The organism is Streptomyces sp. TLI_185, from assembly GCF_003814765.1.
Taxonomy (GTDB): Bacteria; Actinomycetota; Actinomycetes; order Streptomycetales; family Streptomycetaceae; genus Streptomyces.
Map to the genome: position 1 here is coordinate 10,505,977 of NZ_RKRB01000001.1, position 11,269 is coordinate 10,517,245.

Annotated in this window: 13 protein-coding genes; 7 read left to right on the top strand and 6 right to left on the bottom strand. The window is 68.6% G+C overall.

What is annotated here, in order from left to right; genetic code table 11:
* Window positions 1–297: 297 nt before the first annotated feature.
* Together EDD92_RS50370 and EDD92_RS48370 are read right to left on the bottom strand one after the other, a co-directional pair.
* Complete coding sequence (locus EDD92_RS50370) at window positions 298–453, bottom strand: hypothetical protein (RefSeq protein WP_185124379.1); 156 nt, start codon at window positions 451–453, stop codon at window positions 298–300.
* Window positions 454–497: 44 nt separating this feature from the next.
* Window positions 498–1,112, bottom strand: coding sequence for a hypothetical protein (locus tag EDD92_RS48370; protein ID WP_123970174.1), 615 nt, complete (start codon window positions 1,110–1,112; stop codon window positions 498–500).
* On the opposite strand from EDD92_RS48370, the gene EDD92_RS48375 reads away from it, so the two are divergent.
* The 3 genes from EDD92_RS48375 to EDD92_RS48385 all read left to right on the top strand — a co-directional run bounded on the left by EDD92_RS48375 (window position 1,111) and on the right by EDD92_RS48385 (window position 2,752).
* Window positions 1,111–2,196, top strand: coding sequence for a hypothetical protein (locus EDD92_RS48375; protein ID WP_123970175.1), 1,086 nt, complete (start codon window positions 1,111–1,113; stop codon window positions 2,194–2,196). The two genes, EDD92_RS48370 and EDD92_RS48375, sit on opposite strands and share 2 nt — an antisense overlap.
* A complete protein-coding gene (locus EDD92_RS48380; RefSeq protein ID WP_123970176.1) occupies window positions 2,193–2,378 on the top strand; it encodes a hypothetical protein in 186 nt (61 codons plus the stop codon). The genes EDD92_RS48375 and EDD92_RS48380 overlap by 4 nt, the downstream gene beginning before the upstream one ends.
* A gap of 119 nt (window positions 2,379–2,497) precedes the next feature.
* Window positions 2,498–2,752 carry a hypothetical protein gene (locus EDD92_RS48385; protein WP_123970177.1) on the top strand — a complete coding sequence of 85 codons (255 nt, stop codon included), beginning with the start codon at window positions 2,498–2,500 and terminating at the stop codon, window positions 2,750–2,752.
* A gap of 755 nt (window positions 2,753–3,507) precedes the next feature.
* Here the strand turns inward: EDD92_RS48385 and EDD92_RS48395 are convergent.
* The gene (locus EDD92_RS48395; protein ID WP_185124380.1) at window positions 3,508–4,014 is read right to left on the bottom strand and encodes a TetR/AcrR family transcriptional regulator; all 507 of its coding nucleotides are present in this window, start codon (window positions 4,012–4,014) and stop codon (window positions 3,508–3,510) included.
* A gap of 251 nt (window positions 4,015–4,265) precedes the next feature.
* On the opposite strand from EDD92_RS48395, the gene EDD92_RS48400 reads away from it, so the two are divergent.
* Window positions 4,266–5,225 carry an NAD(P)-dependent alcohol dehydrogenase gene (locus EDD92_RS48400; protein WP_123970179.1) on the top strand — a complete coding sequence of 320 codons (960 nt, stop codon included), beginning with the start codon at window positions 4,266–4,268 and terminating at the stop codon, window positions 5,223–5,225.
* A 301-nt stretch (window positions 5,226–5,526) separates the two neighbouring features.
* Here the strand turns inward: EDD92_RS48400 and EDD92_RS50640 are convergent, their stop codons facing one another.
* Together EDD92_RS50640 and EDD92_RS50645 are read right to left on the bottom strand one after the other, a co-directional pair.
* Entirely contained in the window at window positions 5,527–6,087 is a 561-nt protein-coding gene (locus tag EDD92_RS50640; protein ID WP_221268232.1) for a transposase, read from the bottom strand.
* 75 nt (window positions 6,088–6,162) lie between these two features.
* On the bottom strand, window positions 6,163–6,579 hold the full coding sequence (locus EDD92_RS50645) for a transposase (RefSeq protein ID WP_221268235.1): 417 nt from the start codon (window positions 6,577–6,579) through the stop codon (window positions 6,163–6,165).
* A gap of 271 nt (window positions 6,580–6,850) precedes the next feature.
* On the opposite strand from EDD92_RS50645, the gene EDD92_RS48410 reads away from it, so the two are divergent.
* On the top strand, window positions 6,851–7,867 hold the full coding sequence (locus tag EDD92_RS48410) for an NAD-dependent epimerase/dehydratase family protein (RefSeq protein ID WP_123970180.1): 1,017 nt from the start codon (window positions 6,851–6,853) through the stop codon (window positions 7,865–7,867).
* Between the two features lies 1 nt (window position 7,868).
* On the opposite strand, the gene EDD92_RS48415 is transcribed toward EDD92_RS48410, so the two are convergent.
* The gene (locus tag EDD92_RS48415; RefSeq protein ID WP_260327257.1) at window positions 7,869–9,197 is read right to left on the bottom strand and encodes a DNA-binding protein; all 1,329 of its coding nucleotides are present in this window, start codon (window positions 9,195–9,197) and stop codon (window positions 7,869–7,871) included.
* 584 nt (window positions 9,198–9,781) lie between these two features.
* On the opposite strand from EDD92_RS48415, the gene EDD92_RS48420 reads away from it, so the two are divergent.
* Window positions 9,782–10,015, top strand: coding sequence for a hypothetical protein (locus EDD92_RS48420; RefSeq protein ID WP_123970181.1), 234 nt, complete (start codon window positions 9,782–9,784; stop codon window positions 10,013–10,015).
* Window positions 10,016–10,206: 191 nt separating this feature from the next.
* A complete protein-coding gene (locus EDD92_RS48425; RefSeq protein ID WP_123970182.1) occupies window positions 10,207–11,214 on the top strand; it encodes a hypothetical protein in 1,008 nt (335 codons plus the stop codon).
* The last annotated feature ends 55 nt before the right edge of the window (window positions 11,215–11,269 follow it).

Consider the following 11,269-nt stretch of genomic DNA (forward strand, 5'->3'; position numbering starts at 1 on the left):
CTCAGTCGCCGTGCGTTCCTCGATGCACGACAAGACCCTTAAGCAGTTCGTACCGAGAGCGCTGTTCGCCCTGGTGCCTGGAGCGGCAACGGCGGCTGGCGCAACCTTGTTCGCCACGTTTACCTGGTGGCTGGGCATCCGCTGGCGGCGGTCGGAGATACGAGACCCCGGGCATCTGCGGCCCGGGGTCTCTCTGTGCTTTGGAACGTCCGACCGGTTCAACGACCCGCGGACGGGAGCGTCACGCCCACTACAGGCCCGGACGTTCTTGCTGGCCGGGACCCTCTCTGGGATCTTCTATCGCCGTCGCCGCAGGAGTTCACGCAGCCGTTGGAGTACGCCGATCCAGGCCTCGGCGAGTGTCTCGAAGTCGCTGGCGAGCTTTGCGCCCATCACGCACACGATGGTGATGAAGCCGATCATCGCGAGCACCCACAGGGTGGGACCTTCCACTGACTTACCTTTCGAAAGCGGCGGCTGCCGCCTCTTGAAAAGGGTCAGGCGGCGAGCACGCAGGAGTTGGAGGAGAACGGCAAGTTGGCCGGTCCTCCTGGTGCTCGGGGGACACGCGGCGCGGCGAGCCGGATCACGCCGCATGGGGACAATTGACGGGTAGGGGCTGGCGGCTGGAAGCCGTAGTGGACCGGCCCTAGCCGTGCGCGCAGGAGGGCGAGAGCGAGAAGCCAGAACTGCTCAGCAGCCTTAGCGGCACGGTCCAGGCCATCGAACAGTGGCAGGTCTGCCGGCCGAATGGGCGTCGAGCCGACGGTCGGTGTCGTGATCGACGGGAGATGAGTAGCGTTCTCGGCCGACCTGAGCAGAGATCGCGCGAACTCGATGGAGTGTTGCTGCTCCCGCGCTTCGTGCAGAACCTGCCGTAGGTCGTCGACGGCGAGAACGGAGTGCAGGATCGGGCCGGTTGACATGGTCTTGCCGGACTGCAGGAACTGCTCAACCCGAACCACGCCACACGCTACCGCGAGCGCGTCAAGCATGGCTGCCATGCCGCCGGCGTTCCTTCCGACCAACACCCCGGTGATCGCATTGAGACGGAACGATGCAACAGGCCGGAACCGCTCAAGGCGGAGGGGCGCAGCGACTGCATCGGACATGGCCCGCAGTGTAGGCGGCCACGCTGGCTGGCCGGGCGGGATTCGCATACACGGGAGGGCGGTGTGGGATGACCGCGCTAGCGGGAGCACGGTTCCGTGGGGGGTCAAGGGCGTCACCGATGAAGACGGCAATACCCGGCCCGGAGGCGAGATTCGCCCCGAGCCCTGGAGGGTCATCGAACTCGTCGACCGCGCCGTGAAGGTCCTGGAGCAACTCCACGACGATCGCCTGCTGTTCCCCCGGTCGATGACTGTCCGCACCCTCGAGCCCGCCCCGGCTGAGATTCGCACGGAGGGGTTGAACCCGAACCGGTTCGTCGGGCGCATCAAGTCGTTCATCGACTGGGCGAACGCGACCGCCACTCGGCTCGCCCGCCCGCATGAGCTGATCCCGGCCGATCCTCACGGGCCGATCACACTGCGCCGCCTGCGCCGCACCGTGGCCTGGTTCATCTACCGCCGTCCCGGCGGCCGCATCGCCCTCGGCCTGCAGTACGGACATGTCGCAAGTTCCCTGGCCGAGTCATACGGCGGGCGTACCAAGGCCGACATGCTGGAGATCCTCGACTTCGAGAAGACGCTGGCCCTGGCGGACGCGCTGGCGGAAGCCAGCGACCGGCTATCCGCTGGAGAACAGGTCAGCGGGCCGGCCGCTGACCGCTACATCGCCGCTGCGGAGGAGTTCACCGCCCGCTACGCGGGCGGATTCGCCACCAAGGGTCAGATGAAAGCGCTGGGCAACAACCCCCGGCTGCAGATCTTCGAGGACCCGCAAGTACTGCTGACCTGCAACCTCGACCCCTACAAGGCGCTGTGCGATCCCGACCTGGCCAAGGGCACGGAACCGTCCTTGCGCACGCCGAACTGGAACCGCTGCAACTCCGCTTGCGCGAACATCTCCCGCACCGACACCCACATGCGGCGGGCCCACGAGCAGCTTGCCCAGATCGACACCGACTGCGCCGACCCACACCTGCCCCACCCGATACGACGCCGACTCGAGCTCTGTCGCACGAGCCGAGAGAAGATCATTCAGGAGCATGAGGCCGCAGTAGGGCGCACGGCCGGCAAGGACAGCACATGACGACAGCCCCGGACGACTCCCTGGCCTCTGGCGAGCAGGCCGACGGCACTGACGCACCCGCGGCGCCGGCCGCCGCAGGTATCGCCGAGACGGTGGGCCGCGTGCTCGCGACGACCGCGGCGGCGGCGAGTCCGTCGCGCCCGGCGATACCGCCGAGATCGAGGCGATCACTGACGCGATGATCCGCCTGCTGGTGGGCACACCTCTGCGTTTCGACGGTCAACTGACGATCAAGTCCCTCGCTCAGGAGGCGGGCCTCAAGCGCAACAAGCTCACCCACAAGTACACCCGGCTGTAGGACTTGTTCTACGCCTTGGTGCGTATGGAGGACGCGCGGCCGAAGGTCGTCGATGACCTGAAGCGGACCAATGAGGAGCTGCAGCAGAAGCTCACCCGCCTGCGGGCCGAGCGCGACCGGCTGCGTACGGACGTCCAGCAGCTGGTGCGGATGCCTTGGGCTCCGCGCGGTATCCGCTGTTTCTTCTCGCGGCGGCGCTTCTTCTTGGGGCGTGGCATCACTGTCCCCAGGCGCTGGGCAGCCGGGCGGTGCGGGTAGCGGGGGCCGGGACGCTGCGGGCGGGGCCGGCCGATGCGGCGGCGCGGTCGGGGGATGAGCACGAACAGTTCCTCCAATGGTCGGTGGACAGTGCTGCGCCCCGCCGACATCGAGCTGGTGTCGGCAGGGCGCAGCGGGTGGTGCGGCTGGGTTATGCGGCGAGGCCGTGCGCGCACGTGGGGTGCTCCGGGGTGGCCGGCGCGAGCGTGGTGGGAAGAGCTTCAGGTTCTCCTCGCGCCACACGCGGGCGACGTAGTGGAAGGAGATCTTGATGCCCTCGGTCCGCTTCAGATACGCGGCGAGCGTGCGCATCGACCAGTGCGTCAGGCCCGTTCCGCGGGCGGTGTCATTCTGGTCAGCGCGATCACCCGGCCACGCGTCCGCGGCGGCACCTGTGCCATTCCGCCGCCGCGCTCCGCTGCACGATCCCGGAGAAGCGCGACCAGGTCGCCAACCGCAAGAAACGCGGTTCGCACGGTGGCCGGCCGCCGAAGTTCGGCGGGACCGAAGGGGGAGGGGCGCCGCGAATGGCAGCGATCGCGGACCTGGCGCTGAGCGGTTGTTCGCGCTCGTCGTGCCCTTCCTCGGCGGCCCGCTGAGTCGGCCCGCTGAGTGGGCCCGCTGGCTGGTCACTGATCCGCACACGCCGGAGGCGCGCAGGGAGGGGGCGTCATCCTGGTGCGCCGGCACCCGTCCTGGGGGGCCGCCAGTGCAGCTCCGACCGGGGTCCGCTGCGCTCCTTCGCGCTCAGCGGGTCAGCGGCGAAGGCCTCGAAGGACGATCTCCTGGGTGATCTCGGACGATCGTCGTCCTTCTTCCCTGTGCACCTTGATGCAAGCGATCGCGAGCTGGAGTACCTGGGTGGCGGTGATGTCGTCCCGCAGCGCGCCCGATTGTGCTGCGCGGTTGAGTGTGCGGTCCAGGACACGTCGGATGTCCGCTGCCCCGATCTGGTGGAGCGCGGCGGTGACCTCCCAGCCACCCAGCCCGGCGAGTGCGTCGCCGAGGCCCCGGTGGGTTGCGGCTGCCTCGACCATCGAGTGGAACACCTCGTGCAGGGCCGCCATGGGCTCGAGCCGGTCGGCCCGGTCGGCTCGCGCGATGACCTCGACGATGGGGTCGGCGAGGGCGGCCTGGATGAGCTCGGTCTTGGTCTCGAAGTGTCGCCCCACGGTCCCCGTCCCCACCCCGGCGGCTCGGGCGACGTCTGCGACCGACACGGACAGCCCGTCAGCGGCGAAGAGTGCGGCTGCTGCGGTCACGATGCGCTGACGGTTGCGGACGGCGTCCGACCGTCGGCTCCGTGGTGCTGGTTCTGGTGCTGGAGCTGGTGCTGGATCGGTGGATGTCACGGGACTCCTTCCTAAACGGGATCGCCATCCCGTATCGTATCGAGAAGCGGGATGAGAATCCCGTTTCATTCGCTGGAAGGAGAGTAAGCGGTGCACGTCGTGGACGTCGACCGGTGTCGACCGCTGACCTCGTCCGGCCCTTCTCTCAGGAGGAACTGATCATGCTCGCTGCCGTGTACGAGGCCTACGGGCCGCCGGAGGTCGTCCGTGTCGCCGAGGTGCCGAAGCCGTCCCTCGGTTCGAGTGAGGTCTTGGTGCGGGTGGTCGCAGCCGCTGTGACGCGTGGCGACACCCTCCAGCGTGCGGCCGACTTCCCGCCGGGCACGGGGGCCGGTGGACGCCTCGCGCTCGGCGTCCGCGGCCCCCGTCGCAAGATCCTGGGGTGCGTGTTCGCCGGCGAGGTGGTCGGCGTCGGTGAGCGGGTCACCGACGTCTCCGTCGGTGACAGGGTGTGCGGCGTCAAGGGCATGGAGGCCGGCACCCACGCGCAGTACGTGGTGGCGCGGGCGTCGGCATGCGTGCCCATCCCCTCCGACGTGTCGATGCGGCAGGCTGCGGCGACGCTGTTCGGGGGGACCACCGCCGTCTACTTCCTCGAGCGCGGCGGGATCGCGGCAGGCGCGCGGGTCCTGGTCAACGGAGCCTCGGGGGAGATCGGCTTGATGGCGACCCAGATCGCTCGCGCTCGTGGTGCGTACGTCACCGGCGTCGCGAGTGCCGCGAACGCCGCGCTCGTGCGACGACTCGGTGCGAACGCTGTGGTCGACTACACCCGTGAGCCCCTGAGTGCGCACACGGAGCGGTACGACCTCGTCCTCGACACGGTGGGCAACCTCGGTGCGAGCGACGCGGACCGCTTGCTCACGAGCGGCGGCAAGCTGGTGCTTCTGCGTGCGTCGTTGGGGCAGATGCTCAGTCCCAGCCGTGCCCTGGTGACCGGGTCCTCCTTGGGGCGCAGCGACGGCGCCGCGGACCTCCTGCGTGGAGTGGCTGACGGATCGATCGAGCCGATCATCGACAGCACGATGGCCCTGGAGGACGTCGTCTCCGCCCACCGGCGAGTGGATTCGCGGCACAAGGTGGGCAGTGTCCTTCTCGACATGGACAAGGACGCGGCCTGACGTCGTCGTGCCGTCACCTCGAGGAGGACGAAGCAGCGTTCGCGTACAACAGTTCGCCACGATCTCGACGAATGGCCGACCGCGAACGGTAGTGGGTGGTCGGGGCGATCTGCAGTTCCCGCGCAGGTCGCCTCGACCCCGGACCGGTCACTGCCGACACCGATGCGCCGCCCGCTATCACGCCGTGGTGCCGGGCTGGGAACGCGCGAGATCCAGGGAACAGCACTTATTGATCGCGGCGCCCCGCTCGGACCGCCACCGATGGGCGCCGATCCGCATCAGCTGGTTGAGCGCTCCCCCGTTATCTTCTTCGCGGTCCTGCAAGAGGGCCGCTGGCCTCCGGGCCCGGCATGGCTGGTCCCCCCTGTCGAAGGGATGACCTGGGGGGTGGTGCCACCGGGCCCGAGAGGCGCCGTGTGAGGGCCCTCCGTGCCTCCGCCGGTGTCTTGCCCTCGGCGATCTTGCGCAGGTAGTACTCCTGTCCACGGCCGCCGTCGCGGATCTGGCAGACAGCGACCATGTGCAGCACCGAGTTGAGGGCTCGGTTTCCTCCGGTGTTGAGTCGGTGGCGGGTGTTTTTTCCGCTGGAGGCGTCCAGTGGGGCCGTACCGGTATAGCTGGCGAAGTGGTGCTCGGTAGGTAAGCGCGCGACGTCGCCCACGTGCCCGAGCAGCTTGGCGGCGATCACGGTGCCCAGTCCGGGCAGTGCGGTCAGCGCGGTGCGGGCGGCCGCCAGGGCGTCACGCATCTGGGCCTCGTTGTCACGGACCTGGCGGTCGACGCGTCGAAGATCCGCGAGAAGATCCCGGGCGAGATCGCGTCGGCAGGAGTCGGTGGCCGTGGCGGGACGGATGCCCTTCATGAGGGCTGCGGCTTTCTCGGCGGACAGGCGGGTGGGAGCCCCGCCCGGCAGCAGGTCTCGCAGGACGGCGTGGAGTCAGTTGATGATCCGAGTGCGTTCGTTGACGAGGTCGTCGTGGCGCTCGGTCAGCAGCCGCAGGATCGTCGACTGGTCCTCCGGTTCGACCGTGCGCAAGTCCTGCCGGAAGAGTGCGACCTGAGCGACATGGAGGGCGTCGGCGGCGTCGGTCTTGCTGTCCCCGCCGGTGGCCAGCAGCCGGGCCCGGGCGGAGAGGGTGGACGGAACGTCCACCACCTTCTCGCCGGCAGCGGCCACCGTCTTCTGACTGCACCTCAGCTCGTCCGCGAGCTGCGGGACCAGCCACCCGTCCCAGCTCAGCTCCACCATCCGGCACCGCTCCACCACATCCCTCGGCGCCTTTCTCGCCGACGCCAGGCGGTGGACCACCGCTCGCTCGCCATCGTCACGGCCCAGCCGTGCCTTCAGCACCATGACCCAGCACCCGCCCCCGAGTACCCGAAACCGCCCCGCTACCAGCAGCTATACCCACCGAAAGCGGAATCCAGCAGTAGGACCCCGACAAGGCCCACTGCACCATCCGCACGGTCGAGGAAGCCACGGAGTGGCCAATCTCCCATCCGGTCTGTCGGCGTGGGTTCGGGCCGCGGCGGGATGCCATGGAAGCCTGTGTGGTCTCCAACCAGGTTGCGATCCGCGACCCCCGGGGTGTCGTTCCCTCCGCTCGCCCGGCAGGATCGGGTGCATGAGGATTCTGGTCATCGGCGGAACTTGGTTCCTAGGCAAGAACATCGCAGAAGGCGCTCTCGAACGGGGTTGGTCTGTCACCACCTTCAACCGCGGGCGCTCCGGCCGAGACGTTGAGGGCGCCGAACCGGTCCACGGTGACCGCACGGTCCGCGAGGACCTGAAGCGCCTCGCCCAGCACGGGCCGTGGGACGCTGTTGTAGACACATCCAGTTCCGAACTTGCACCCCGAGACGTCCTGTTGTCCACGACCGCCCTCAGGGACGTGGCCCGGCGTTGGGTGCACATCTCGACCGTGTCCGTCTACCAGGGCTGGCCGCACCAGGAGCTCGCCGACACCTCGCCGCTGCTGGAATGCCCGGCGGACGCCGACGAGACGTACGGGTACACGGGCGAGGACGGCAGCCCCACGATCTACGGATTCCAGAAGGCCGGCGGTGAGCGAGCTGTGACTCAGGCCTTCGGCGACCGCGCGGTGTTCCTCAGGCCCGGCGTCATCCTCGGCCCCGGCGAGTACGTCGGCCGGCTGCCTTGGTGGTTGAACCGAGCCAAGCGCGGCGGACGGATCCTTGCCCCCGAGCCGAGCAGCCAGCGCATCCAGCCGGTCGACGTCCGCGACGTCGCCGAGTTCGCTCTCGACCAGGCCGCGAGCGGCAGCAGCGGCGGCTACAACGTCGCCCACCCCGACGGGCTCGCCTTTGGTGACTTCCTCGCCGAGTGCCTGGCGGTCACCGGCGGCGCCGGGAAGCCGGTATGGACGGCGCCGGACGTGCTGATCGAGCAGGGCGTCAGGCAGTGGACGGAAATGCCGCTGTGGCGCACGCACGCCGGCGTGTGGTCAGTCGACGCAAGCCGCGCGGTCGCCGCAGGCCTGCGATGCCGGCCGATCGCTGACACCATCAGGGACACGTGGGCCTGGTTGGAGGCGGATGGGCGTCCCGTGGGCCATCCGAGGTGGGCGGACCACGGGATCGCCCCGGAGAAGGAGGCGAAGATCCTCGCTTCCTTGGCCTGACTCAGGCCTCCAGTTGGAGCAGTGCGGAACGGCTGCTGAGCTGGTGATTGCTGGCGGTGCGCGTGAACTCCTCGGCTTGATCTCGCAGTTGGCGGGGGAGTGCGGCGCCCCGGAACGGTTGCTGCGTGAGGAAGTGCTGAATCTGGCCAGCGCGGTTGAGAATCCCGGTCACGCGCTGGTCGGCCGGGATGTCCCACACGGCCACCAAGGCCGCGGCCGCGCCCTCGACGTCGTTTGCGAGGAGCCGGGCCATGGCCAAATCGGCTGAGGCGCTTCCAAGGACGTGGGCCGAACGTGCGTCCCGTGGTCGGTGGTTGAGCAAGGTGAGAGCGCGCTGTGCCGACTGCTCCGCATGCTCGCCGTCGTGGACAAGGAGCGCCGTAGAGCTGCTGGACATGGCCAGGCGCTCCAAAGGGAAGCCGAACTCTCCGCCGACCACATCGTGGAGGTTATCGCGTGCGCCGCTCTCGACATCCTCGGAAAGCCGCAGCACCCGGAGCGCGGATTCCACGTCGCCGAGGTAGCCGTGCGCGCGTGCTTCGATCGCGAGGAGACGTCGACGGGCGACGTCGCCGAGACCTCCGTAAGTCTGGGCGCGCTGCGCCTTGAGTACGGCCTCGCCAGGCATCCCGGTGTAGTACGCGATGTAGGCGAGGATGCCGTCGGCGTACGCCTGCAACGCCTCGAATCGGGCGCTCTCACCGTACAGGTGGGCGGTACGGGCCAGGCGGCGGGCGCCGTCGAAGGCGCCGAGGTTGAAGGCCGACGCCGCGAGCAGGGCGACGGTCTGCCCGGTGAGCTCGAGCAGTCGCTGCTGTTGGGCCGGGATCTGCGTTCGGTCTCGAAGGTCTTGAAGCTCCTCCTGGAGCTGCCGGCCGTGCCGGAAGGCCTCGAGCGGTGGGATCGATGCGTACTCGCGCGCGAGGGAAGCCACATCGTCGGTGAACTGGTCGAGGCTGGTGTCGGAGACGGACGCTGCGGCGGTTGCGCTGGCGTCGTCTTGTGCGTCGCGTGCGGTCATGTTGATCACTTGCTCCAGGTCTAACGCGGGTACCTCGGGATCTGCGGGCAACGGCGGAGGCGCAAACAGGTCTGCCATGTTTCGACCTGTCATGGCCTTCAGCACGCGGCGAGTGTCAGGAGACAGCGAATCGGGCCTGACCTGGCCCTTCCTCCAGCGACGGACAGTACGCTCGCTGCACGTCGGGTTGTTGACGCCCTTCCGAACGACCTCGTCGGCCGTTGTGTCGAACAGCGCGATGAACTCGGGGACGCCCAAGTCGTGCTCGTCGCACCACTGCTTGAGCAGCGTTTCGGCCTGTGCACTCACGTCGTCCCCCAGTCGTCGAGCTTGGCCCGTCGGCGGCTCGCCTGCGGATCGATCCCTTCGCTGGAAGAGGACCCCGGCGCCGTCGTCCAGTGCAACACATGCCCGGTGAATGGCACTTGACTGGCCGCCAGGTGGCCGGTGGCCGCCAAACGGCCGTGCAGGTGGCACCCCGCTGACATGGTGGTGGCACCCCATCCAGGACCAGGCTGTTCAGCACCCTCGCTGAGAGTGCATGTCCAAGCACAGAGTCGTGGAAACAGAGGTCCCCCGTGACGCAAATGGTGAGCGCCGCCCTCGCCTTTCCCTTGGCGAACCCACGAGCAACTGAGGCCCCGTTCGTCGACGTTGACTCGGCGAGCTCTCGAGCAGGCGGTCCCGACATGCGGCCGGCTCCTGTCCGTCCGCAGGTCTGGACGCACTGCTGGTTGATGGAAGCGTGCGTCCCCAGGCTTGCTCGTCTGCATGCCCGTACGCGCCTCGGACTGATGGCCTGGTCGGGTCCGCAAGAGTCCGCCGTACGGGTCATCACGGAGGTTGTACGGAATGCCGTCCAGCATGTCGGCGCAGGCAGGGTCACGCTGACCATGTCGGTTGACGAAGACGACGTCTTACTCGTCGACGTGACGGATCCGAGGCCAGCAGGCCATGGTCTCGACGAAGCTCTGCTGGGGAGCGACGGCACGGGGATGGGTTTCGTGCGACAACTGGGCGGCGAGGTCAGCTGGTTCCCTGATGAGTCCGGCAGCGGGAAGACCATCCGGGTCCGCATGCAGCCTCGTGGACTCGGCCCCACGTTCCCGGTCGTCGAGGCGCCCTGAGCGGCCGCCGGGCCGCAGCCGCCTACCTCCCCAAGGTCTGAGCCCGGCTGCCGCCCGGCGGTCTTCCACATTTCCCAAGCGTGAGGCTGCCGTGTCCCCCACTTCCTTCTTACGTAGTCAGAGCGCCCGAGCCGTGCTGACTGCTGTCGCTTCTCTCGCCCTGCGGGAGCACACCGATGCCCGCTGATGGCATGTCCCTGATTGTCGACCTGGCGGGCCGGGACGACGAACTGCGCCTGGCTCTGGACGATCTGCGCATGAACCGCTGGTTCGCCCTGCGGGATCTGCTATTGAAGGCCGGCGGCGACTGGCCGCTGCGCACCGCGCGCAGCCAGGTTTTGGCGGTCGGAGCGGGTGATGGTGGTGCTGTCGCGGCCTGGCGCGAGGAGGAGCCACGCAATGCGGACGCGCTGATGATGTGGGCACGCGTGCTGACGCGGCAGGCTGTCCGTGCCTTTCGTGAGGGCAGAGAGGCAGGGTTGCTGGGTCGGGCCGCCGGTATCGCCAGGGACGCCTGCTGGGCGGCGGTGCGGACCTGGCCGCAGGACCCGGTGCCCTGGGTGTGCCTGCTGGACCTGGCCAAACTGCCCATTGACGCCCGGCATTTGGACCCGTTCTTCAGGCAGCGCCATCACCGGTGGGGCCAAGCGCCGGAAATGGGCCTGTTTCCCGGGCCATGGCCGCTGCTCCACGAAGCGGACCTGCGAGATCCGGGCAGTCGCGAGGCCTACCACCGCATGCGCGAGTACGTCGATACGCATCTCTCCGGCGGCCTGGCCGTGGACTTTGCTCGGTGGGTGACCGCCCGAGCGCCGCAGGGCTCCGCGCTGCAGGTGCTGCCGTTGTACGCGTTCGTCGCGGAGTACCAGCGGCGGCACGGAAAAGGGCAGGGCGGCGCCATCGCCTTCTGGTCCACAGAGCAGGTCAGGCACTACACGCGGAAAGCGCGGGACGACTGGTTCTACTGCATCCCGCCGACGGCTCGCTCGATGCTGTCGTTGTTGGACCTCAACCACCTGGCCTACGCGCTCGTTGCGTGCGGGGAGAGCGGGGCGAGCTGGGTGTTCGAGGCGATCGGCCCGTATGCCACCAGCGCGCCGTGGGCGCAGGTGAGCGCCAGTCTGGGCCGGGACTGGCAGAACGAGTTCCGACGCATGCGTGACGCCTCCCTCCGTCCGCGAAGGGGCCGCCGCTCATGAGCAGTCGGTCACCGCCGTTCGGTGAGCGCAGATCATTTCCCCCGTTTCATCCCCA

Excerpts from the sequence above, each read along its gene's own strand:
- EDD92_RS48375 (WP_123970175.1), top strand. The coding sequence starts at position 1,111 with ATGGCCCGCAGTGTAGGCGGCCACGCTGGCTGGCCGGGCGGGATTCGC.
- EDD92_RS48370 (WP_123970174.1), bottom strand. The coding sequence starts at position 1,112 with ATGTCCGATGCAGTCGCTGCGCCCCTCCGCCTTGAGCGGTTCCGGCCT.
- EDD92_RS48380 (WP_123970176.1), top strand. The coding sequence starts at position 2,193 with ATGACGACAGCCCCGGACGACTCCCTGGCCTCTGGCGAGCAGGCCGAC.
- EDD92_RS48400 (WP_123970179.1), top strand. The coding sequence starts at position 4,266 with ATGCTCGCTGCCGTGTACGAGGCCTACGGGCCGCCGGAGGTCGTCCGT.
- EDD92_RS50640 (WP_221268232.1), bottom strand. The coding sequence starts at position 6,087 with ATGAAGGGCATCCGTCCCGCCACGGCCACCGACTCCTGCCGACGCGAT.
- EDD92_RS50645 (WP_221268235.1), bottom strand. The coding sequence starts at position 6,579 with ATGGTGCTGAAGGCACGGCTGGGCCGTGACGATGGCGAGCGAGCGGTG.
- EDD92_RS48410 (WP_123970180.1), top strand. The coding sequence starts at position 6,851 with ATGAGGATTCTGGTCATCGGCGGAACTTGGTTCCTAGGCAAGAACATC.
- EDD92_RS48420 (WP_123970181.1), top strand. The coding sequence starts at position 9,782 with ATGTCGGTTGACGAAGACGACGTCTTACTCGTCGACGTGACGGATCCG.
- EDD92_RS48425 (WP_123970182.1), top strand. The coding sequence starts at position 10,207 with ATGTCCCTGATTGTCGACCTGGCGGGCCGGGACGACGAACTGCGCCTG.